This is a genomic window from Aliivibrio salmonicida LFI1238, from assembly GCF_000196495.1.
Taxonomy (GTDB): Bacteria; Pseudomonadota; Gammaproteobacteria; order Enterobacterales; family Vibrionaceae; genus Aliivibrio; species Aliivibrio salmonicida.
The window spans coordinates 1,183,909-1,207,261 of record NC_011312.1 but is presented as its reverse complement, the minus strand read 5'-3'; the positions used below and the strand labels follow the sequence as shown (position 1 = coordinate 1,207,261).

Below are 23,353 nucleotides of genomic sequence, written 5' to 3'. Positions count from 1 at the left end.
ACTATAGTCTTCTAAATAATCAGGATTGCATACGATGAAAAAGAAAGGCTTCACTTTGATAGAACTTATCATTGTAATTGTAGTTTTAAGTATCTTAGCAATTACTGCAGCATCAAAATTTATAAACCTTCAACGTGATTCTCGAATTTCAGCGCTACAAGGGCTAAAAGGAGAAATGACTGGAGCAATGAACCAACTACATCCAAAAACAATTCTTACAGGAGTTGACACTCAAGCAAGCGGGTCTATAACAATACTTGGTGATAATATTCACATTGTATATGGTTACCCAAAAGCCGATGCAGCCAAATCTTGGAATAAACTAATGAATCAAGTTTTTGTTGATTCTCAATACAATGACAATATTCCATCTGAATGGTATTTTCATAATGACACTAGTAAACCCTATATTACTTTCATGCACAGAAGTAAAAAATACAGTACTGATAAGTGTAATATTAAATACAGTGAAGCGGTAAATAGACTGCACTCCTTTAGGTACATGGAGTGGTGCCACTGTTTACAATGGTGGTGACCAAGTAAAACAAGGAAATAATGCTTATAAAGCAAAGTATTGGACTCAGAATAATGATCCTGCAACGGCTGGTGAATGGGGAGCATGGCAAGACTTAGGCTCTTGCTCTGGTGATCTTGTTAATATTGCACCAACCGTCGATTTAACCTCTCCTAGCTCAACAGATAACATCGCTATTGGGGATATTGTAACGTTAACCGCTTCTGCGGCGGACAGTGATGGTTCAGTCGTTCGTGTTGATTTTTCTGTTGATGGATCAGTAATAGCATCATCAGAGACCTCCCCTTATAGCACTTCTTGGACAGCTCTTGAAGGATCTCATACCTTTAGTGCTCAATCTTATGATGATAAAGGTGCCGTCAGTACTGAAAGCTCTGTTGTTGTAGCAGTAACCGGGACTCCAACTGACAATATTGCGCCAATGGCAAGTTTAAACTTATCTGCGTCAAGTGTAGAGCTGGGGGCTACCGTCGCATTAACCGCTGATGCAACCGATTCTGATGGAACGATTGATAAAGTCGATTTCTATGTAAACAATACGCTTATTGGTACCACAGCAACCGCACCTTATACTCTACAATACAAAACAACGTCTGCTGGTTCACTTTCTGTTTATGCAAAAGCAACCGATAATTTAGGCGCATCGACCAACTCTTCTTCTACATTAACCGTAACAAGTTCACTTCCTATTGCGGACAACTGCCGTCCTGATGGTATGTATCAAACTGAAGGGGTAAATGTTCCATACTGTACTGTTTATGATAAAGAAGGTCGTGAGTTAATGGGAGCCGATCACCCTCGTCGTGTTATCGGCTATTTCACTAGCTGGCGTGATGGTGGTGATGACCAAAACAGTTATCTGGTTAATGATATTCCTTGGGAGCAATTAACACATATAAACTACGCCTTCGTAAGTATTGGTTCTGATGGCAATGTTAATGTCGGTGATGTAACCGACCCAAATAATGCAGCAACAGGCAAAGAGTGGGCAGGTGTTGAAATTGATCCAACTCTTGGCTTTAAGGGTCACTTCGGTGCATTAGCAACAGCAAAAGCAAAACACGATGTTAAAACACTCATTTCTATTGGTGGCTGGGCTGAAACAGGCGGTCACTTTGGTACCGACGGAAATCGCGTTGCTGATGGCGGTTTCTATACAATGACAACCAATGCCGATGGCAGTATCAATCAAGCAGCAATCGAAAAATTTGCAATTTCTGCTGTTGAGATGATGCGTAAGTATAAGTTCGATGGTCTAGATATCGATTATGAGTACCCAACATCAATGGCTGGTGCCGGTAACCCTGACGATAAGACGTTCTCGGAATCACGTCGTCCTTACTTAATGAAGTCATATCATGAACTAATGCGCGTTCTACGTGAAAAACTGGATGTGGCTAGTTCGGAAGATAATATCCATTACATGTTAACGATTGCCGCTCCATCTTCTGCTTACCTTCTACGTGGCATGGAAACAATGGCCGTCACTAAGTATCTCGATTACGTCAATATCATGTCTTACGATTTACACGGCGCGTGGAACGATCATGTTGGCCACAATGCCGCATTGTTTGATACAGGTAAAGATTCTGAATTAGCACAATGGAGTGTTTATGACACTGAAGCTTATGGGGGGATTGGCTATTTAAATACCGATTGGGCTTTCCATTACTTCCGCGGCTCTATGCCAGCAGGTCGAATCAATATTGGTGTTCCTTACTATACTCGCGGTTGGCAAGGTGTCACTGGTGGTGAAAATGGCCTTTGGGGTCGAGCACCATTACCAGACCAAGCACAGTGTGATGCTGGTACTGGTGAAGGTGAGAAAAACAACTGTGGTTACGGTGCGTTAGGTATCGATAACATGTGGCATGATAAGAACTCATACGGCCAAGAAATGGGCGCAGGCTCTAACCCTATGTGGCATGCTAAAAACCTTCAAGAAGGTATCTTTGGTTCTTATGCAAACATTTATGGGTTAGACCCTGCAAATGATCCTGCGGATAAATTGGTCGGTACTTATACTCGTCATTACGATAATGTTGCCGTTGCCCCTTGGTTGTGGAATGCAGAGAAAAAAGTCTTCTTATCTACAGAAGATAAAGCATCTATCAACGTAAAAGCGGATTATGTGATCGATAAAGAGATCGGCGGCATCATGTTCTGGGAACTTGCTGGCGATTATAACTGTTACGTACTTGATGCCAACGGTAAACGTACTTCAGTAGATGCCACGGAAGCCGCATGTCAAACTGGCAATGGTGAATACCACATGGGTAATACCATGACTAAAGCGATCTACGATAAATTCGCCGCCGCAACGCCTTATGGTAATACCGTTGCTACGGGAGCACTTCCAGCAGAAACCGTTGATATTGCTATTTCGATTGATGGATTTAAAGTGGGTGATCAAAACTACCCTATCAATCCAAAAATCAGTTTCACAAACAACACAGGACAAGACATTCCTGGTGGAACTGAATTCCAATTTGACATCCCTGTATCTGCACCTGATAACGCGAAAGATCAATCTGGTGGTGGTTTACAAGTCATCGCTTCTGGTCACACTCGTGCAGATAATATTGGTGGTCTAGATGGCACAATGCATCGGATTGCTTTTACTCTTCCTGCTTGGAAAGCTCTTCCGTAAGCGTGCGGGGAACTACACCTTGTCTTTTACATTCCAAGGTAAAAGTGAATCGATATCTGGCGATCCAACACATAAACGATCTAGACAATACCTAATATAATCGTAAGGGATTAATCCGTTTGCCTTTGCTGTTTCTACAATGCTGTAAAGCATTGCACTTGAATCTGCACCAGCCGTTGAACCCGAAAATAACCAGTTTTTCCGGCCGATAACAAACGGTTTAACCGCTCGCTCTGCTCGATTGTTATCAATAGATAACAATCCATCATCAATATAACGAACTAATTTATCCCATTGATTTAATGTATAGCTAATCGCCTCACCTAATTTTGTTTTAGGTGATACTCGACTAACTGCGCTATCAAGCCAATCACGGAGCTCTTTAAGTAAATCGCGGGCTTCTGTCTGCCTAGCAACATACTTGGCTTCAGGGGAAGCCTCTTTTAATAACGATTCGATCCGGTATAGCTTTTGGATTTTACTCAATACCCAATCTGCACTCCCTGTTTCCCTTTACTTGAACACGTTGAGCCTCAATAAATCGTCGACGTGCGTGTGCCCAACAGCCAACTAAAATCGCTTCAGTTTGTTCATAACCTTGGTAACCATCGGTATGTAAATACCCGTTATAACCTTTTAAAAAGTTAACTGGATGGTAGCCATGCCTGCTAGATTGATAATCATAAAGTACAATTCCAGGCAAAACACCAGAGCCTGGAGAATCATAGCCAGAGCAGTAGACCCACATATAACATTTTGCTTTTTCAACATCCAACACATTTACCGTTGTTTCATCACAATGCAGAGTGGGTTGTTCAACCAAAAAACGATGTAACTCGTGATCAAGAGGGGGAAAAAGAACCGAGCGTAAAATCAAGCAATCCGCCATCAAAAACCGAACAGTAAGGAAACCCCGTTGGTGAAATAGCGAATCTTGACGATCAAGTGGAAGACTGTATTGAAATTTAGCCGTAATAATTTGAGCAAGTAAACTTGCGGTCGCAATCCCTTTAGGGATTGGTGACGCTGGCATTGGGGCTTGTTTAATGTCTACTGAAGTATTGTTTTTTTCACAATTTCGGCAAGCATATTTAGGACGAACATGTTGAATAACTTCCACTTTAGCTGGTACAAATTCCAACTTTTCACTGATGTCTTTACCCATCGCATGCATCTCTAGACCGCAACACTTACAAGTTTTATCTTTTATGTCGTGGATAATAACAGTACGCGGTAAGTCTTCAGGTAAGCGTTGGCGTTTTGGCTTTTGACGAGTGTAGGTAATCGTTTGTGTGTCATCATTTTCAATGATGATTTCTTCTTCTGTTTCATTGAATAAATCAAATTGAGTCGAGTCAGATTCACTGCTTTTACCAAAGCGCTGATGTTGAGCCAGCCGAAATTGCTCTAGAAGACGGTTATATTTATTTTCAAGCTGAAGCACAAGTGCTTTCAGCTCGTCAATGGTATCAGGAAGTGGTTTTATTTTATCAGTCATGTAGATGACTATATAACGATAATACAGGTAATCAATCGGTTGCCTCCTATTCTTGACTGAGAATCAACTATTTAAAGGGTTGTTTGATAATGTACCGGTTGATGTCCTAAGATATCAAAACCTTGTAATAGCAGTGTCAGTTGCTGCTCTGATAATGCTAACGTATCGTTATTTATATTTCGTGGCCATTTGAAGCGGTCTTCATCTAATCGCTTGTACCATAAAGCGAATCCTGTTTTATCCCAATACAATATTTTGAGTTTATCACGAGGCTTATTGCAAAATATAAATAGAGCATCACTAAACGGTGATAGTTGCATTTCTTGCTCAACAATCACGACAGGCCATTAATGGCCTTGCGAAAATCGACAAAATCACGATGAAGATAAATGGTGGAAACATCAGTAAATACATTCATGATTGATACCCTTTTAATAAGAGTCCTATCCAGTGAGGTTCAGTATTAGCTGGCAATGTTAATCGCAATTTTCCGATAGAAAGTTGAATATCTGGTAATTGTGGAGTGGCGATGATAGTTGATGTTAACGCTTCTACTTTCAAGAAAGTAGAAGCGTTAATCTTTTGTTTCCATCGTGCTTTACGTGCACTAAATGTCTTTGGCAGAATATTATGGTTACGACAAAATTCAGCGGCACTAAGCTTGCTAGATTGCTGAGATTCAAATAGAGCGTGCCATTGCTCTGGTGTTCTCTTTTTATCTTTTTGCATAATTACGTTCTCGTTAAATGAAAGATCGTAAGATACGCATAATGAATTTTATTTGTTAGGTGTAGTTCCCCGCACGCTTACCAAGCTACCTTACTCAATTCCCAAATTACACCCACTTACATTTGAATGGCAATGCAACAACGGTAACCGTGTTATTAGCTCTTTTTTCTATTGGTATTGCGATAGGGTCATTAGCTTGCGATGTGATTTCAAAGCATAAAATTGAATTGGGGATAATTCCATTAGGCAGTTTAGGTATCTCTGTATTTGGCTCAATCCTTTACGTCATGACACCAACCGCACCCGTTGATGCTATAGGTTTTATTCAATTATTATCTAACTTGGATTTATTACCCGTTTTCATCAGTTTGTTTTTACTCGGCGTGTCTGGTGGGATATTTATTGTTCCACTTTATGTCATGATTCAAACCTACCCACAACCAAAGTATCGTTCTCAAATTATTGCTGCAAATAACATTTATAATGCCCTATTCATGGTAGGCAGTGCCCTTCTCGGAATTATAATGCTTTCTGTCGTAAATTTATCAATACCGCAGTTTTTTGGATTATTATCAGCAATGAATTTATGCGTAACAGTGTATCTTTTTTACCGATTTTCAGGGCGTGTATCTCGATTTATTAAAGCACGATATCTTTAATAAGATGCACACCCTGATAATTTATTTATGCGGGTAATAAATCATTCACCCACTCTCTTACTTTTTGTCGAGATATTTTAATGCCCGTATTGAGTAACGACTTAGGCATTAATTCATAACGAATAGGCAATTCATACGAGGTAAGTTTGTCAGATAAGAAATAAGTAAGCTCTTCTTCCTTAATCTCTGATGTAGTAACAACAGCGGCAACAGGTCGATAACCAAATTGTTCATCCACGCTTTCAACGACAATCACTTGCTCAATCATTGGATGCAATAATAACGCTTGTTCAATTTTTTCAGGGTGTATATTCTCCCCTCCAGAAATAAACATGTTATCAGCACGTCCTTTAATATGCAGCTCACCCGTAGAAACATCACCTAAATCTTTTGTTTTAAACCAACCATCGTCTTCAGCAATATCGATGATCCCAGATGAACGATAATAGCCAAGTGCTAACGTTTCGCCTCGAACTAAAACCTCACCATGATCAATTTTAATCTCTCGATAAGGGAGGACATTTCCAACGCCAGTATGACCATCCGCTCGCTTAGCGGTAACAGTAGAACCCATCTCTGTCATACCATAGCCTAACCAGCATTCAATACCTTGCAATTCAGCCGCCTCTGTTAATACTGGAGGAATAACGGCTCCCCCTAACAATACGCGCTTTAAGGCTAAACGGGATACTTGGTCGTCCGCCAAGATTTGAGTTAGCTGTGTTGGCACTAATGACGCATGAGTGACACTAGATAAATCATGAAGAAGTCCGTTCGATGTCGGCATGACTAATGTTGCACCTGAGAGTAACCAGCGCCACACAATCGCAAGACCAGATACATGAAATAGTGGTAACGATAATAACCACGAATCGCATACATCAAAATCCATCCAACTAAGTAAACCTGCCGCAGAATGTAAATGGTTATTCGCACTGTGTGCAACGGCTTTTGGTAAGCCCGTCGATCCAGAAGTAAAGGTCAATGTGGCTAACCGACCCAACTGCCAAGTGGCCGCTATGACGCCATATTCAGCATTAATCAATTGTAAATGGTGCCAAATTCCCGAGATTGTTTTTTGGTCTTTTCCAAACCAAATATGACTCGCAGAAATACTCGTGACTAACTGATGAAGTTCGCACTCTGGTTTTTTTGGATTAATACTTGCAAAACGTGCTCCGATACGGACACAAGCAAGTTGCAACCAGACTAATTCAATGCAGTTCTTAGAAATACCGACAACGACTTCGTCACGTTTAACCCCTTGTTGAAGTAATCCGTTCGCGTAGCGATTTATTTGAGTCGATACTTCAGCCCATGTCCAGATCGTATCACCATCTCGTAATGCGATTTCAAGCTCACGTGTTTCACTCCACTTAACCCACGGCCAAGTTGTAAATTCAGGCGTAATTAACTTTCCCATATCACCTCGAGATCGGACAGCGCTTGCATCGGTAACTCACAATGAGGCCACGGTGTGTCTAACTGCATTTTAAATAAATCGATGGTATCTAAACCAGGGATCGTATTCGGTGTTTTCCAAGCAGCAAGTCGTGCAAGTTGTGTTAGCGCTAAGCTTGATTCAATACTTGAACTGATCACAGCTTGCATTCCTAACAGGTGTGCCTGCTCAACAAGTTCAATACATTTACCGACAGAGCCAACTAACGTCGGTTTAATTACGATTGCCGCCACGCCATCTTGAGCTTTCACTTCAAAACCTTCATCACGTACGGTTTCATCCCACGCAATGGCAATTCCCGTCGCTTTAGAAAATTCAAGACTTTCTTCTGGTCTATGGCAAGGCTCTTCTAAAAACTCAATGCGAGAACGGTATTGCGGGCTAACATAATTCGCAAATTGCTCTGCTTTTTTAGGAGTCCAACCGCGATTAGCATCAAGACGTAAAGAGAGGTCGGGGATCAACTCTAAAAACATATTCGCAACCATTCCATCACGAATCGCTTCATACATTCCAACTTTAATTTTCGCGACTTTCTTACCACTCATCTCATTTAGCTTCACCACTAAATCGTCTGGATCACCAGAACATAAAGGAGCAACTTGATAATTACCAACTTCAGGTAGATTATTTTCAAGCTCAAGTAACGCCATGCTAAAACCAAAAGCAACAGAGGGACAATTGGCATCCACATCCAGAACTTCATCATTTAGCCACGCTTGAGTTAATGAGATTAAATCTTCACGTGCTTGTTCTAAATTTTCTTGGCTAAATTCAGGTAAAGGCGCAATCTCACCTTTTGCAGTGTGTTTTCCATCACTTAATTCAATGATCAACCCATCTCTTTGTTGAAGACGTTGATCACGAAGAATCACTCCACTGTCCATAGGGAGTTGATATTGATATATCTTGGCTGTTTTCATTTGTTACTCCAACCAATAAAAAGAAAAAAGAGACTCCAGAGAGCCTCTCAAACTTATCAAAATAAGTGATAGTGTCGCTTATGGATTACGAGGGAATTTATCGAAATCAGGGCGGCGTTTTTCATTAAATGCGTTACGACCTTCTTGACCTTCTTCAGTCATGTAGAACATCATTGTTGCATTACCAGCAAGTTCTTGAAGACCGGCTTGACCATCACAATCTGCATTTAATGCTGCTTTTAGACAACGTAATGCCATTGGACTATGTTGTAGCGTCTCACGACACCAGCGAACCGTTTCTTTCTCTAAATCAGCAACAGGGACGACGGTGTTTACTAAACCCATGTCTAGTGCTTCTTGAGCATCATAGAAACGACATAAGAACCAAATCTCCCGAGCTTTTTTCTGGCCTACGATACGAGCCATGTAAGATGCACCCCAACCGCCATCAAAAGAACCGACTTTAGGACCTGTTTGACCAAATTGAGCGTTCTCTGCTGCGATAGTTAAATCACACATCATATGAAGTACATGACCACCACCAACAGCGTAGCCTGCAACCGCAGCAATCACTGGTTTTGGACACGTACGAATTTGACGTTGGAAATCCAATACATTTAAGTGGTGTGTGCCGCTGTCATCACGGTAACCACCGTAATCGCCACGGATCTTCTGATCACCACCAGAACAGAAAGCCTCTTCGCCTAACCCCGTTAGAACAATAACGCCAACTTTCTCGTCATAACGAGCATCTGCTAGCGCATCCATCATCTCTTTAACCGTACCAGGACGGAATGCGTTACGTACTTGCGGACGTGCAATCGTAATTTTTGCAATGCCATCTGCAGATTTATGATATTGAATGTCTTCATATTGCGCAGTGCAATCTGTCCAATTTACTGGAGGGTAAAGTTCTTCTTCTGAAATGCCAACAGTTCTTGCCATGGGGTTATGTCCATTGTTGTAAGAATGTATTAAGTACATGTGTAAAGCGTTCGGGCTGTTCCACATGAGCGTTATGACCAGCCTGAGCAATGATTTGATACGTTAATTGACTTTGCTCAGCCAAGTGTTGAAATTTTTGACCTGCTTCACCGCAAATATAAAGCATAGGGATGGTGCAACGATGCAGCTCGTTAAGCAAATATGGTTGCTTAGCCAGTGAGGTTGATCTCAACATCATTCCAATCGAGAGTCCAAGATTATCACTTCTCTTTGCTACTAAAACTTGTCTTTGCTCAGGGTTTAGTGAAGAAAATACCTTTTGTTGGTACCAATTGTCTAAAACATCAGCAATCGGTTGTTGTTCAAATCGTTCTGCCCACATCGTGTCATTTTGCCACCGAATGTGCTTTTCTTCTTTTGAGATTAAACCAAAGTTCCCTCCTTCAACGCACAAACCTCGGAGGGTTATGTCATTAGGAAGCTGAAAAAAAGCACTCAGATACATCGCCAAACGCCCTCCTAAAGAGTAACCGACAAGCACAAACTCTTGATATGGAGAACTGTGACACTGCTCAATAATAAGCTGGCATGCTTGTTCAAACCCGGTTGACTCTTCCAATTCCACCGACTGACTTTTACCGTGTCCAGGAAGGTCAATTAATAATACAGGGTGTGATTGAGCAATGACGGAGGCTATCTGATCCCACTCTTTTATTGAGCCCAATAGTCCATGTAAAAACACCACACAAGGTTGTGTAGTGCTTTCTATGGGTTCAATCAATTTAGAATAAAGTGGCATGTTGAATGGTTTGGAATAATCGTGTTAATTCTTCGCCTGCTTGACCTGACGGTGTATTAATTTCAACTAAATGAACGCCGCCTTTTAAGCCGTCATTGATCATGGATATTGCACAGCTTAAGGTTTCGGGTTTATGGTAGGTCAACCCAAACATGGCAGCCGCGTGGCTAAACTCTAAGTGATGAGGCATACGATAGAAATCGTCTTTTTTCTTTTCATCAACAGGCAGTAAATCAAAAATACCACCACCATCATTATTTAAAACGACAACAACAATCGGCTGTGTCGCTTGTTTTAATAATGCTAATGAATTCAAATCATAAAGCAATGACGTATCACCCACTAAGCACAATAAAGGGTTCTGATTCGAAAGATGAACGCCCATTGCTGTTGCCATTAAGCCATCAATACCAGAAGCACCACGGTTGGTATAAACGGATTGCTGATTAATCTCACCAACCATATCTAATAAACGAACAATTAAACTGTTACCAATAAACCAGTCACAGTGATTTACCTTTTGGCCAACCGTCAGTGCAAAACTTAATTCAGATAATGTTTCAGTATGACAAACCATTGAGCACGTAAGCGCCAAGATATTTTGAGAGGCCACTTTTAATGACTCACTCCATTGCGTTAATGGGGCATGATCAAAGTAACAATCTCTTCCTTGTAAACGTTCTGTGTGTGCCGAACACCAATCAACAATAGAGGCATGATAACGAGTATGCTGACGGAACGTTGAATCAAGTAACTCGGGATGTATATCCACTATCCAATACTGTTGATCGTACATAGATAACCACGCACTAAGACGCTTTGATACCAAACGCGCACCAAATTGAAGCACGCACTCTACATCACCCAATAACGCTAAACAGTCTTGGTTTTGCATCCATAAATCATAATGAGCCCATTCAGAACAATAACCCGATTGAGGATCAGACAAAACAGGCCAACCTAACTCTCGCCCTAAGTCTGCAGCCGCTTGCGCCTCAACTAACGTCACTTTGCCGATGATCACGACCCCTTTCTTTTGAGCGACTTCCATCCATTGAGGAGATACAGCGACATCATAGTTTGGCGTTAATTGTTCGACATAAGGAAGCGTTGTTGTTTTCCACGCTTGAATCGGCGCTAAATACGCGAGTAAAAGGGTTTCGTCTTTTTTGCCATAAAAAGGTTCTGGAAAAGGACAGTTCACATGAATCGCCCCGCCTTGCTCTTTCTGAGTAAAGCAAGCTTGATCCAAACGACTTAATACCCATTGAGCAGGTACATTCGAACTAGGAGAAGGTAAAGAAAGAGAATGGCACACATGAGAAGAGAAAATATTATGTTGATTAATGGCTTGATTGGCTCCGCAATCGATCAATTCAACAGGGCGGTCTGCCGTTAAGAGAATAAGTTTTTCTTTGGTTAATCCAGATTCAACCACTGAAGGCAATAAATTGGCTACGGCGGTACCCGAAGTCACAATAACAGCAACAGGTTGCAGTGAAGCTTTCGCAATACCTAAGGCTAAAAACCCTAATCCACGCTCATCAAAATGCGTATGAATTGATAAGTTCTCATGCTCTGAGGCAGCAAGCGTTAATGGTGTTGAGCGAGATCCCGGAGCAATACAAACATGCTTTACTCCATTTCGAACCAATTCTTCAATAATTAATTCAGCCCAAACTTGGTTTAGCATAACTTGTTGCTCTGGTTGCATCATGCGACTTGCGACTCCGTAATTTCTGGATTCATTGTAATATCAGATTCTAATAAGGTGCATAACGTTGATGTCTTTCTATCTAATTCATCCCATTCACTGCTTGGCTCTGAACCAGGAACGATACCTGCACCAGCAAAAAGATGAAGTTTATTGCCCATAACCAATGCGCTTCGGATCGCGACACAAAACTCACTGCGTTGTTGGCTTAAAAAACCAACGGCACCACTGTACCAACCACGAGCAAAAGGTTCGTTATCAATAATAAAGTCCAATGCAGGCATGCGAGGTAACCCCGCAATAGCCGCTGTTGGCTGTAAATTATCAAGCAATTGAGAATCACTGCATTCTTGATTAATTTCAGCTGAAATTGGACGTTTTAAATGTTGAACTTTACGTAATTTAACCAGCTCAGATTTTTCAGCTACCTTCATTGAAAGACTGAATTTAGATAAGCGATTAACAATATCATCCACCACAAGACGGTTTTCATATTGGTTTTTCTTGTCAGAGATTAACCATGATGCAAGTTGATCATCTTCTTCTTCATCATGACCACGACCAATGGTTCCCGCTAACGCTTCTGTTTTTAACGCATACCCATTACGAACATATAAACGCTCAGGGGTTGAACCGATAAAACAATGTTCACTATCCAACGCCATCATAAAATGAAAACTGTGGCTATTGGCTTTACGACTCGCTTTTAAAAATTGTGCAGACGACAACGGTTGGTCAAGTGTTAGTGTTGTTTTTCGTGCTAATACCACCTTTTCAAATTGCTTATTTGAGATGGCAGTCAACGCTTTATTGACCATGTTCGACCAATCTTCTTTTTCAGGCGTATTGATCCGTTGTTGAACACGGCAATGCAACTCAGATAATGGCGTAAATTGCTCACTTAACTTATCTAACGTCGACAATAAACGAGAATTATCATCTGACAAATTGACCATGAAATGCCACGATGATTTTAAACGCGTAATTTCAACTTTAGGCAAAAAGAAAAAAGAAGACATACAACGACGGTTTCGTTCAGTACGCCCATCAAACGATCGCCCGCCCCACACTCGTTGTTGAGGCGCTAATATTTGTTGCGCCGCCTTTGGGTCAGTAAAGGTCTTCACTTGGCCTAACACCGCAACTTCTTCTTCACCATCACGAGATTGCCAATAAAACTTAGGGTAAATCGGTTGCGCTTCAAGCCAATCAATAAGTTGATCACCAACCGTCCAATCTAAGTCAATACAAATGGTATGAGATGATGTTGCTTGTGCGATTTGATGACGAATCGATTCAATGGCATCTTGAAAAGTGGACAAATTAACCTCTCCTGATCGTTTTCAGCCATCATGGCACCGTTATACACAAGCCGAATTACTTGCTATTTCCTTGTTAGATGTAGTGATTCTAGCAAAAGTGCAGCAAATAAAAAATAATTCACATCAATAGTATGTCTAAAAAATAAAACTGGTATCAAAATGTGTCTCTTTGTGAAGGCTAAATCAATCTAAATTATCCTCACCCTCCAGACGTAAATACTGCAAGAGCCATTTTTACACGATTTTTTTCTAAAAATTGTTTCTCAGTCTATAAGAAATAGTGTAATTTGGGCTTATATCGTTTTTTATATCAACAAGGTTAAACCATGCAAAATATTGCAATGTCATCAAAACTTAGCAGTGTATGCTACGACATTCGCGGTCCTGTTCTTAAACATGCTAAAAGAATGGAAGAAGAAGGGCAGAAAATTCTTAAACTAAACATTGGGAATCCCGCCCAGTTTGGTTTTGACGCCCCTGAAGAAATCCTTGTTGATGTAATTAAAAACCTACCAACCTCACAAGGTTACGGTGACTCAAAAGGCATTTATTCAGCGCGTAAAGCGGTTGTACAACACTATCAACGTCGTGGTTTATTAGATCTTGACGTCGAAGATGTGTACATCGGTAACGGGGCTTCTGAATTAATCGTAATGGCAATGCAAGCGTTACTTAACAATGGCGACGAAATGCTGGTTCCTGCTCCTGACTATCCTTTATGGACTGCGGCAGTATCGTTATCTGGTGGTAATCCTGTTCATTACTTATGTGATGAAGGTGCTGATTGGTACCCAGATCTTGACGACATCAAAAAGAAAATCACACCGAACACCAAAGGGATTGTATTAATTAACCCAAACAATCCAACCGGTGCGGTATACAGCCGTGACTTCTTATTGCAAATAGTCGAAATTGCTCGTCAAAACAATTTGATCATTTTTGCTGATGAAATTTATGACAAAGTTCTTTATGACGGCGCAATTCACACGACATTGGCGACACTAGCACCCGATTTACTTACCGTAACATTTAACGGTTTATCTAAAGCTTATCGTGTTTGTGGTTTCCGTGGTGGCTGGATGTTCTTGAATGGCCCTAAAGATCATGCTCAAGGGTATATTGCAGGTCTTGATATGTTGGCTTCAATGCGCTTATGTGCCAACGTACCAATGCAGCATGCTATTCAAACCGCATTGGGTGGTTATCAAAGTATTAATGAACTTCTGCTTCCGGGTGGTCGTTTATTGGAGCAACGTGATAAAGCGTATGAATTAATCACACAAATTCCAGGCGTGAGTTGTGTTAAGCCAAAGGGCGCAATGTACTTGTTTCCTAAACTTGATCCTAAGATGTATAAAATTAAAGATGACCAAAAATTCGTACTGGATTTCTTGATCAAAGAAAAAGTATTACTCGTTCAAGGTACCGGTTTTAACTGGCCAACACCTGATCACTTCCGTATCGTTACACTGCCTCGCGTAGATGACTTAGAAGTTGCGATCGGACGCTTAGAGCGTTTCTTACATACTTATAAGCAATAATAAATACGTACTAAACAAACGAAGGTCTGCATAATTGCAGACCTTTTTTTTATTCAAAAAAAATAACTCAACGCTCTCGCACAAAATGATTCTGAACGATGGCATTAAGAAAAACCTCATTCTTCACGAATTTGAAATTTAAGGGAGCGTTTAAATCACCAAACAGAGGCGATCCACCACCTAAAAGTACCGGAATAGTGGTAATGATCATTTCATCAATCAGATCTTCTTTTAAGAAGCTTTGAATCGTCACACCACCATCAATGTATAAATGTTCAAATCCTTGCTCATTGATACCTTTAATAACCTCTTTTAATGGGCCTTTAACTAAAAAAATTTTATCTTCGTAACCAGCAGGGACGGAGGTCATTGTATTGCTTAATACAAAAACAGGTTTGGAATACGGCCAATCGACACCAAAACCTAATACCATATCAAGCGTATTTCGTCCCATAACCATTGCATCAATACGGTCAAAATATTCTACATACCCCATCGAATTTTGATCTTGATTTGGTATTGTATGTAACCAATCAATACCGCCATTCTTATCTGCAATATATCCGTCTAAACTTGTTGCCATAAATACGCTGTTTGACATTGTAGACTCCAAGATAAGTGACTATTTTTTTGTATAAAATGCTTACGCTACACTGCCCTTTGGCGTCATATTAAAATGACGCTTAAACTCACGGCTAAATTGAGATGTACTGGTATAACCTACAAGGTGAGCAGCATCATTTACTCTTCGACCTTCCAATTGAATAAGCTCTTTCGCTTTATTCAAACGGACTTTCTTTAAATACTGCAATGGTGACTCTAGTGTCACTTTTCTGAATGCCGAATGAAACGCAGAAACACTCATGTTCGCTTCTTCAGCCAAATTCTGAACCGTAAGCCCATCAGCGTAGGATTGGTGCACTTTGTTTAAGGCTTTTGCTACACGAGCATATTGACTGTCATGATGAGCAAGGTTAAATAATACGTGTCCTTCAGGACCAGTAAGCACTCGATAAACAATCTCAGTAAGTAATGACTCTCCGAGCATTTGAGTGTCTAAATCACTGTGTAAAGCGAGCATTAAACGCTTACAGCTCTCAAGCATATCATCAGCCATTTTAACCGATATTAATCCAAAGCCGTCTTGCTCAGAATGCGCTGAAACCTGAAAATTGGCATTTTCTAATTCACTCACTAATCGATGCAGTAAGGCCGAATCAACATCAATACTTAATCCCAATAATGGTTCACCTTTTTCTGGAAAGGCTTCACACTCTAATGGCATTGGGACACCAACAACCAAATAATCATCAGGACCATAATGAACAGGTTGATTACCGATATGTATGTGCTTATGCCCACGCCCCATAACAATAATCCCTGATTGGTAAACAAATGGTTGCCGTTGATTCCCTTTGCTACTGCGATAAAACCACACTCCGGGTACTGCCGTTTCCCTGATCCCTTCAAGATCATTAAAACCATAGCTGTCGGCATAACTTTGCATTAAATCACCAAGAGATTTCATCATTTTTCCTTTATTAGACTATGATCACATCTATTTACTTCTGTTTTAAAAAATACAGCCAATTGTAGAAATAGGCAATAAAAATACAGTAATTCACCTTTCTAAAGTTACAGTTCAAGACTAATATACACTTATTGAAATAATAAGCTTTGTAAAAAACAGGGCATTCTTCTTTTGGAACCAATGAGGTACAGCAATGAAATTTTCTTATGTTAATCCTACCCAAATTCATTTTGGCCAAGGTCAAATCGCTGCCATCGCAACATCTATCCCACAAGATAAAAAAGTATTAGTCATTTATGGCGGCGGCTCTATCAAGAACAATGGCGTTTACGACCAAGTTGTTGCCGCTTTAGTTGACCACTCTTGGATTGAGTTTTCAGGCGTTGAGCCTAACCCAACGGTTGAGACATTAGATAACGCCGTTGCTATCGCAAAAGCAGAAAAGATTGATTACATTCTGGCGGTTGGTGGTGGTTCAGTTATCGACGGTTCTAAATACGTTGCCGCTGCAGCAAAATACGATGGCAATGGTTGGGATATTCTGATCGGTAAACACACCGTGACAGAAGCAATTCCACTGGGGGCTATTCTAACGCTACCAGCGACAGGTTCTGAATCTAACTCTGGTTCAGTTATTACACAAAAATCAACTCAAACAAAACTGCCTTTCATGGCAGCAGCAGTACAGCCTAAATTTGCGGTACTTGATCCTGATTCAATGAAGACGCTACCTGAACGTCAATTAATCAATGGATTAGTCGATGCATGGGTTCATACTTGTGAGCAATACCTAACAATGCCAATCGGTGCAATGGTTCAAGACGGTTATGCTGAAACCTTACTTCGTAACCTACTGACTCTTGGCGCTCAATACAATAACCGTGATAATAACGAGTGGCGTTCAAACCTAATGTGGACAGCTAACCAAGCATTAAACGGCTTAATTGGTTCTGGTGTTCCACATGACTGGGCAACACACATGATCGGTCATGAACTAACGGCTCTGTATCACGTTGATCACGCTCGTTCTCTTTCTATCATTCAACCGTCTTTACTTCGTAACCAAATTGAAGCGAAACGAGCAAAATTAGAGCAAATGGGTAAAAACGTATTTGGCCTAGAAGCGTCTGATGATTTAGCAGAACGTACAATTATTGCAATTGAAACCTTCTACCATAGCCTAAACTCACCAACTGAGTTAACAGAGCACGGTGATGATAAAGCATCAGCAATTGATACCATCATCAAACAACTTGAAGCTCATGGCATGGTTGCTTTAGGTGAGAACCAAGCAATTACTCTTGATGTATCTCGTGCAATTCTTGAAGATGCGGTGAAGTAGTTTTTACAACTGACTTAGCATCAACATAAAAAAGCCGGTTCAACTTAACAATACGGTTAGTTGAATCGGCTTTTCTCGTTGTTAACCTCAGCAAACGTATTTATGTTATTTAATTACGGTCTGTTTCTTACGTTCCCACTGCGTAATAAAGGCTACCGATGCAATAATAATCGCAGCACCTAGCCATAAACGTCCCGGAGGAGCCCATCCAAAAACCATCCAACCAGCCAAGACATTTAATGGTAATTTGGCATGGTCAAAAGGCTGTACAAAAGACGCGTCTGCCGCTGAATATGCTTTTACAATAGCCCATTGTGCCAACGCCGTCATGACACCAGCACCAAATAACAACATCCACATCGTCATATCACTGGGTACTTGCCATTCAGGTAACGCTAATAAAATATTAAACGGCGTGATCAATATCAGCAAATACACCACCATGGTTGATGGTGAATCTTTTGATGACATTTTCTTTACCATTAATGAATAGCACGCCCAAAAAAACGCAGCTCCAACAGGTAATAATGTTGCCCATGTAAAATCATCAGCCCACGGTTCAAGAATGATCATTGCACCAACAAAGCCTGCTAATGTTGCACACCAACGAGCGACACCGACTTTCTCTTTTAAAATAAGCCCTGAACCTATCGTCGCAAATAATGGGGATGTCATTAACAATGCAATACCCTGCCAAATAGGCACTGGGTAGGCTAATGCCCATAGCCACAATTGAATACCAACAACGGCGAGAGACACACGTATAACATGCATACCAAAGTATTCAGTTCTTAGTGAATTTCGGATCCCTAATGTGCGTAAATAAGGCAAAATAACCACTAAAGCAATCGCATATTGCACCAAAGCAACCATGGTTGAAGGCAATCCAAAATTAATGCTTAAATATTGGGCAATACTGTTAACGATAGCAAAGGCAAGGCCCGCAGTTAACATCCAAGATGCCCCTTGGACTGGTTGATGTTGAGACATAAATAAACGATTCGTGATAAAAAAGGGAATCAGATCATACGACCTATCCCCTCCTTTGCCAACCTATAATAACGCAGACTATTTTATGAATTTGATGCTCAGTAATTTCAGCATCCATTTTTTATGCTTTAATAGCAATCTTGAACGAGGGAGCCATTTAGGCGTTTGTAAGATTGTCTTCGCATGAGAAAAGGTTTTAAAGCCTTCAATACCGTGATAACTCCCTAAACCAGAATCACCAATACCACCAAAAGGCGCATCATCTGCCGCCACATGCATCATAGTATCATTCACGGCGACCCCACCACTGTGAGTCTGTTTTATTATATTCTGAATCATCTCTTTATCGTTCGACATGATATATAACGCTAGCGGACGAGGGTGCGCTTGAATATAAGTGATCGCTTCATCTACGTTATCGTAACCAATGATAGGTAAAATAGGACCAAAAATCTCTTCTTGCATCACCAACATCTCATCACTGACGTTCGTCATCAGTTGCGGTAAAAATAATCGTCCTTGGTCATTACTTGATTCACCAATAGAAATAATTGTTGCCCCTTTATTTTGAGCGTCTTGGCTGTAATGAGTTAACCGATCATACTGAGTCTGATTAATAATATGACTGTATTCTCTTTTTCCTTTTTTCTCAGGAAATGCCTGTAGAAAACGCTGAGAATAACGCTGAATAAACGCATCTACTTTGTCTTTCGGAATAAAGACATAATCAGGCGCAACACATATCTGCCCAGCATTAATCGATTTACCGAGCATGATGGCATCTACAGCAGTGCTTATTTCAGCATCATCCGCAATGATTACAGGAGATTTCCCTCCAAGCTCAAGAGTCACAGGGGTTAAGTTTTTAGCCGCCGAACTCGCCACTAACTTTCCTATTTGAGTTGAGCCTGTAAATAATAAATGGTTAAAGGGTAATTGAGAAAATTCAGCGGCTATATTTCCGTCCCCTTCGATGACGCAAATATGTTCAGTCAATGATGAAAATACACGACGCAATACCTGATTCGTTTCTGGTGTATATTCACTTAGCTTTACCATCACTCGATTACCCGCCGCTAATGCCGTCACAATAGGCGCTATACTTAAAAATATAGGAAAGTTCCACGGCACAATAATACCAACAACTCCAAGCGGCTGATAAGTAATCGATAGCGTTGATGGTGACAGTAATAATCCCGCTTTGCGTTTTTCAGGTTTAAGCCATTTTGGTACACGTTTTACGGTGTAATTGATGTGTTGAATGGTTGGCATAACATCACAAATCGTCGAATCAAATTTGCTACGAAACCCATAATCTGCGGTTAACGCGTCAATAATCGCAACTTGCTCTGCCAGTAATGCGGCTTTCAATGTCGATAAATGGCCCAACCTCTCCTCTTTTATTGGATAAGGATTACGTTGGTAAGCGTCTTGAAATTGCGTAAACTCTGATTTTAACTTAACTACATCATCCATTTTTCTTATTCCATTCAACAGATAGAACATGATTATAGCAAGGTATCTAAACGACTAAATAACAATAATGTTCAATTATGTGATGCTTCTATTTCTCAAATAACTGATTGATCTTTTTATGCCAAGTCTGTAATGATCACAGGGTAATAATTAATTCGAGAACAATAATAATGAATAAAACGATAGATATTACCCTTTCTCCCCATTGGGAAGACCGCATCAGTAACGAACAAAAGTTACGTCGTAATGATCAACGCAGCGTTTTTCAACGAGATCGCGCTCGTATTCTCCACTCGGCTGCCTTTCGTCGCCTGCAAGCAAAAACTCAAGTCCATGGCCCCGGCAGCGCAAATGACTTTTATCGCACTCGCCTTACTCATTCTTTAGAAGTCTCTCAAATTGGGACGGGTATTGTGGCTCAATTGAAATTGAGGCAGCCAGAGTTTCGTCATTTATTAACCTCAACCAGTTTGATGGAGAGTATTTGTCTCGCTCATGATATTGGTCATCCGCCTTTTGGCCACGGTGGGGAAATCGCGCTAAATTACATGATGCGTAATCATGGCGGCTTTGAAGGCAACGGACAAACTCTGCGTATTTTGAGTAAATTAGAACCTTATACCGAACATTTCGGAATGAACCTAGCAAGAAGAACATTAATGGGTGTATTAAAATACCCTGCTTTTCTTGACCAAGTTCATTCTAAATACAGACCGGATGATGTGACTAACTTACGTCACTTAAAATCCATTGAATGGCATCCGCCTAAAGGAATTTATCGTGATGATGAGAGCATTCTACATTGGATAACCGCCCCATTATCTGAAGCCGATAAAACGTTATTCTCTACTTTTCGCTTTCAAAAAGAAAATGACAAAGTACATAAAAAAACCCGTTTCAAATCCATTGATTGCTCAATCATGGAACTAGCCGATGACATTGCTTATGGCATTCATGATCTTGAAGACGCGATAGTCATGGGTATAGTGACTCGTAACCAATGGCAAGAATCAGTCGCAAGCAAACTTGCTGAATGTGGGGATGAGTGGTTTGAAGCGCATATAAATAACATTGGAGATAAGCTGTTTTCAGGCCTGCAATATCAGCGTAAAGACGGTATCGGCGGCATGGTTAATGCGTTATTAACGTCCATTACCATCCAAAAAAGCACCTTTGAAGAAGAGCAATCATTCGAATCAGAATTACTAAAATGGAATGCTTATCTAAGCCCATCAATGAGCTACGCTCTAAACATTCTTAAGAAATTTGTCGGTCAATACGTAATTCATAATTCTGAAATGCAACGTATTGAATATAAAGGCCAACAAATTGTAATGGAAATTTTTGACGCACTGAATTCAGATCCAGAGCGTCTATTACCCGAAAATGATAAAAGAGAATGGCGTGAAGCAAAAGAAAGTGGCACAAACCACCACCGGATCATTGCCGACTATATCGCTGGTATGACTGACGGTTATGCGCAGCGTTTATATAATCAACTCTTTGTGCCAATTTAACGATCTGTTGATACCACCAAAAGAACTACTCTGAACGGTAGTTCTTTTGGTAAACGCCTTCAGGCATTTGACTAATATGAAATTCGATCATGTTATCGAACGCAATCAAAATTGAATCGAACTTATCTCCATCTTCCACAATCGAACCGTCTAAATCCAATTGACTCAAAACATGGTATCCCGCTTCCGCGGTTGATAACGCATTATCTTTAGGTGCCTTACGCACTCGATAATTACCTGATAACTCGGTATCCAAATGAACTTTTGGAAGTCCATGTAAATTGGTCGATAATTGCCACATTTTATACGCTTTTTTCCACGTACCATCCAATAAGATAATCCGTTGTTTCTGATCTGAATCTATCTTTTGTCCGTTAATTGCCTTACTTTCACTATCGAGAAAGAGCACCTGATGAAGATAGTCATCTTGTGCTAACAATTGATTTAACCCTAGGTTCCAAGAATAACCGACACACTTTGGTATAGATTTGAGAGTCAGTTGCCTATAAGCTTCAAGCTCTCACACAATCAACTAAGGTAACCCCATGGGATACCAATATAAGCAACTGACACTAGGTGAAAGATACCAGATTGAAGCGTGGAATACACATAGTATTTCTGCTCGTGAAATAGGACAAAAATTAAAACGGAGCAATGGCTCCATTTCAAAGGAACTACGACGTTGTCCTGCTGGAAGCTATTCTGCCGAGCAAGCGCATAAACACGCTTTCCAAAAAAGAACACTTTCGATTAAGCACACAAAATGCAGCCAAAAGAATAAAAAAATAATTCACCTATATCTTCAGCTTGGTTGGAGCCCAGAGCAAATATCTGGACGAATGCGTAGAGAAAAAATAGAAAATACAATATGTTGCAGTACTATTTACAACGCAATTAAAAGAGAGCAGTGGCAAAGGATGCTTGCTCGAAAAGGCAAAAAATACAAACAACGCAAAGGTGTAGAAGCAGGAGCAAGACTCATTCCTAACCGCATTGATATATCTCAACGCCCTGCTATTGTCGATGATAAATCTGAGGTTGGTCACTGGGAAGGTGACACTGTTTATGGTCAAGACGGGTATTTAGTAACGATGGTAGAACGAGTGTCTAAGCTATTAGTTACGTGCAAAGTACGCAATAAATCCAAAAAGGCCGTTACTCGCGGGATAAATCGCATGATGAAGCCCTTTAAAGAGCTTTGCAAAACAATCACATTTGATAATGGCGGAGAGTTCGCAGGTCATGCTAAGATAGCTAAGCATCTGAACTGTGACATTTATTTTGCTAAACCTTACCATTCTTGGCAACGAGGTTTGAATGAAAATACCAATGGTTTACTAAGACGTTTTTTCCCAAAGAGAATGGCCATTGGAGAACTTACTGCAAAAGAGATAAACAGGCAGAGTTTTTGATTAATTCTCGACCTAGAAAGACATTAAATTTTCTGAGTCCGAGCGAGTTTTTAAACGGTAAGAGTGTGTCGGTTATTGTTACGATCTAGCAACTCGTTATGCTCGGTAAAGTTTTCACCAATAAACGTACGACAATTTGCCAGACTTAACGACAATATTTTCGCGGTACCTAATGGGCGCTTAGCTTCTGTTGGATGCTGTAGTATGATTAATTCAACATCCGTTGTGATTGGTGTTATCCACTCACAAATACAGGCTTTTTTTGTTTTTAAGCATTGCAGGCAAAATCGAATCACAGAGGACCTTTT

Annotated in this window: 19 protein-coding genes and 4 pseudogenes; 8 read left to right on the top strand and 15 right to left on the bottom strand. The window is 40.5% G+C overall.

The features are described 5' to 3' along the window. Positions 1 to 34: 34 nt before the first annotated feature. Both VSAL_RS06070 and VSAL_RS06065 read left to right on the top strand, forming a co-directional pair. The gene (locus VSAL_RS06070; RefSeq protein ID WP_012549858.1) at positions 35 to 535 is read left to right on the top strand and encodes a type II secretion system protein; all 501 of its coding nucleotides are present in this window, start codon (positions 35 to 37) and stop codon (positions 533 to 535) included. Beyond that, a pseudogene (locus tag VSAL_RS06065) lies at positions 480 to 3,182 on the top strand (glycosyl hydrolase family 18 protein); the annotation flags it as partial. The gene VSAL_RS06070 and the pseudogene VSAL_RS06065, both read left to right, overlap by 56 nt. Positions 3,183 to 3,197: 15 nt before the next feature. Here the strand turns inward: VSAL_RS06065 and tnpC are convergent. From tnpC to tnpA, 3 genes and pseudogenes are all read right to left on the bottom strand, one after another. Next, positions 3,198 to 4,683 (bottom strand): annotated as a pseudogene (gene tnpC, locus VSAL_RS06060) (IS66 family transposase). A 71-nt stretch (positions 4,684 to 4,754) separates the two neighbouring features. Then, positions 4,755 to 5,021 carry an IS66 family insertion sequence element accessory protein TnpB gene (gene tnpB / locus VSAL_RS06055; protein ID WP_083799278.1) on the bottom strand — a complete coding sequence of 89 codons (267 nt, stop codon included), beginning with the start codon at positions 5,019 to 5,021 and terminating at the stop codon, positions 4,755 to 4,757. 76 nt (positions 5,022 to 5,097) lie between these two features. Continuing rightward, positions 5,098 to 5,412, bottom strand: coding sequence for an IS66 family insertion sequence element accessory protein TnpA (gene tnpA / locus VSAL_RS06050; RefSeq protein ID WP_012548925.1), 315 nt, complete (start codon positions 5,410 to 5,412; stop codon positions 5,098 to 5,100). Between the two features lie 122 nt (positions 5,413 to 5,534). On the opposite strand from tnpA, the gene VSAL_RS06045 reads away from it, so the two are divergent. After that, positions 5,535 to 6,071 (top strand): hypothetical protein, encoded by a 537-nt coding sequence (locus VSAL_RS06045; RefSeq protein ID WP_231850887.1) that lies wholly within the window; start codon positions 5,535 to 5,537, stop codon positions 6,069 to 6,071. 25 nt (positions 6,072 to 6,096) lie between these two features. On the opposite strand, the gene menE is transcribed toward VSAL_RS06045, so the two are convergent. The 6 genes from menE to VSAL_RS06015 form a co-directional block, all read right to left on the bottom strand. Further along, positions 6,097 to 7,494: an o-succinylbenzoate--CoA ligase gene (gene menE / locus VSAL_RS06040; RefSeq protein ID WP_012549857.1), complete on the bottom strand. Its 1,398-nt coding sequence runs from the start codon at positions 7,492 to 7,494 to the stop codon at positions 6,097 to 6,099. After that, entirely contained in the window at positions 7,482 to 8,456 is a 975-nt protein-coding gene (gene menC / locus VSAL_RS06035; protein ID WP_012549856.1) for an o-succinylbenzoate synthase, read from the bottom strand. Before menC ends, menE begins: the two co-directional genes overlap by 13 nt. A gap of 78 nt (positions 8,457 to 8,534) precedes the next feature. Next, a complete protein-coding gene (gene menB, locus VSAL_RS06030) occupies positions 8,535 to 9,401 on the bottom strand; it encodes a 1,4-dihydroxy-2-naphthoyl-CoA synthase (RefSeq protein ID WP_012549855.1) in 867 nt (288 codons plus the stop codon). Between the two features lie 4 nt (positions 9,402 to 9,405). Next, positions 9,406 to 10,200: a 2-succinyl-6-hydroxy-2,4-cyclohexadiene-1-carboxylate synthase gene (menH, locus tag VSAL_RS06025; protein WP_012549854.1), complete on the bottom strand. Its 795-nt coding sequence runs from the start codon at positions 10,198 to 10,200 to the stop codon at positions 9,406 to 9,408. Further along, positions 10,184 to 11,917, bottom strand: coding sequence for a 2-succinyl-5-enolpyruvyl-6-hydroxy-3-cyclohexene-1-carboxylic-acid synthase (gene menD, locus VSAL_RS06020; protein WP_012549853.1), 1,734 nt, complete (start codon positions 11,915 to 11,917; stop codon positions 10,184 to 10,186). Before menD ends, menH begins: the two co-directional genes overlap by 17 nt. Next, positions 11,914 to 13,236 carry an isochorismate synthase gene (locus tag VSAL_RS06015; protein ID WP_012549852.1) on the bottom strand — a complete coding sequence of 441 codons (1,323 nt, stop codon included), beginning with the start codon at positions 13,234 to 13,236 and terminating at the stop codon, positions 11,914 to 11,916. The genes menD and VSAL_RS06015 overlap by 4 nt, the downstream gene beginning before the upstream one ends. Between VSAL_RS06015 and VSAL_RS23505 the strand changes: the two genes are divergently transcribed. Together VSAL_RS23505 and VSAL_RS06010 are read left to right on the top strand one after the other, a co-directional pair. Continuing rightward, the gene (locus VSAL_RS23505) at positions 13,229 to 13,366 is read left to right on the top strand and encodes a hypothetical protein (RefSeq protein ID WP_023603567.1); all 138 of its coding nucleotides are present in this window, start codon (positions 13,229 to 13,231) and stop codon (positions 13,364 to 13,366) included. The genes VSAL_RS06015 and VSAL_RS23505 overlap by 8 nt on opposite strands. 196 nt (positions 13,367 to 13,562) lie before the next feature. After that, positions 13,563 to 14,777 carry a pyridoxal phosphate-dependent aminotransferase gene (locus VSAL_RS06010; protein WP_012549851.1) on the top strand — a complete coding sequence of 405 codons (1,215 nt, stop codon included), beginning with the start codon at positions 13,563 to 13,565 and terminating at the stop codon, positions 14,775 to 14,777. Between the two features lie 67 nt (positions 14,778 to 14,844). Here the strand turns inward: VSAL_RS06010 and VSAL_RS06005 are convergent, their stop codons facing one another. Both VSAL_RS06005 and VSAL_RS06000 read right to left on the bottom strand, forming a co-directional pair. Further along, positions 14,845 to 15,378, bottom strand: coding sequence for a dihydrofolate reductase family protein (locus VSAL_RS06005; RefSeq protein WP_012549850.1), 534 nt, complete (start codon positions 15,376 to 15,378; stop codon positions 14,845 to 14,847). A gap of 42 nt (positions 15,379 to 15,420) precedes the next feature. Beyond that, positions 15,421 to 16,305: an AraC family transcriptional regulator gene (locus VSAL_RS06000; RefSeq protein WP_012549849.1), complete on the bottom strand. Its 885-nt coding sequence runs from the start codon at positions 16,303 to 16,305 to the stop codon at positions 15,421 to 15,423. 196 nt (positions 16,306 to 16,501) lie between these two features. On the opposite strand from VSAL_RS06000, the gene VSAL_RS05995 reads away from it, so the two are divergent. Continuing rightward, positions 16,502 to 17,650: an iron-containing alcohol dehydrogenase gene (locus VSAL_RS05995; protein WP_012549848.1), complete on the top strand. Its 1,149-nt coding sequence runs from the start codon at positions 16,502 to 16,504 to the stop codon at positions 17,648 to 17,650. Positions 17,651 to 17,755: 105 nt separating this feature from the next. Here VSAL_RS05995 and VSAL_RS05990 read toward each other — a convergent pair whose 3' ends face one another. Both VSAL_RS05990 and VSAL_RS05985 read right to left on the bottom strand, forming a co-directional pair. Beyond that, positions 17,756 to 18,640 carry a DMT family transporter gene (locus VSAL_RS05990; protein ID WP_012549847.1) on the bottom strand — a complete coding sequence of 295 codons (885 nt, stop codon included), beginning with the start codon at positions 18,638 to 18,640 and terminating at the stop codon, positions 17,756 to 17,758. A gap of 78 nt (positions 18,641 to 18,718) precedes the next feature. Beyond that, positions 18,719 to 20,116: a coniferyl aldehyde dehydrogenase gene (locus tag VSAL_RS05985; protein ID WP_231850886.1), complete on the bottom strand. Its 1,398-nt coding sequence runs from the start codon at positions 20,114 to 20,116 to the stop codon at positions 18,719 to 18,721. A 170-nt stretch (positions 20,117 to 20,286) separates the two neighbouring features. Here VSAL_RS05985 and VSAL_RS05980 point away from each other — a divergent pair, with 170 nt between their 5' ends. Further along, positions 20,287 to 21,633 carry an anti-phage deoxyguanosine triphosphatase gene (locus tag VSAL_RS05980; protein ID WP_012549845.1) on the top strand — a complete coding sequence of 449 codons (1,347 nt, stop codon included), beginning with the start codon at positions 20,287 to 20,289 and terminating at the stop codon, positions 21,631 to 21,633. 25 nt (positions 21,634 to 21,658) lie between these two features. On the opposite strand, the gene VSAL_RS05975 is transcribed toward VSAL_RS05980, so the two are convergent. Next, positions 21,659 to 22,132 (bottom strand): tRNA-uridine aminocarboxypropyltransferase, encoded by a 474-nt coding sequence (locus VSAL_RS05975; protein WP_044583215.1) that lies wholly within the window; start codon positions 22,130 to 22,132, stop codon positions 21,659 to 21,661. Between the two features lie 46 nt (positions 22,133 to 22,178). On the opposite strand from VSAL_RS05975, the pseudogene VSAL_RS05970 reads away from it, so the two are divergent. Then, positions 22,179 to 23,134 (top strand): annotated as a pseudogene (locus VSAL_RS05970) (IS30-like element ISVsa7 family transposase). On the opposite strand, the pseudogene VSAL_RS05965 reads toward VSAL_RS05970, so the two are convergent. Further along, positions 23,135 to 23,341 (bottom strand): annotated as a pseudogene (locus VSAL_RS05965) (DTW domain-containing protein); the annotation flags it as partial. Positions 23,342 to 23,353: the final 12 nt, after the last annotated feature.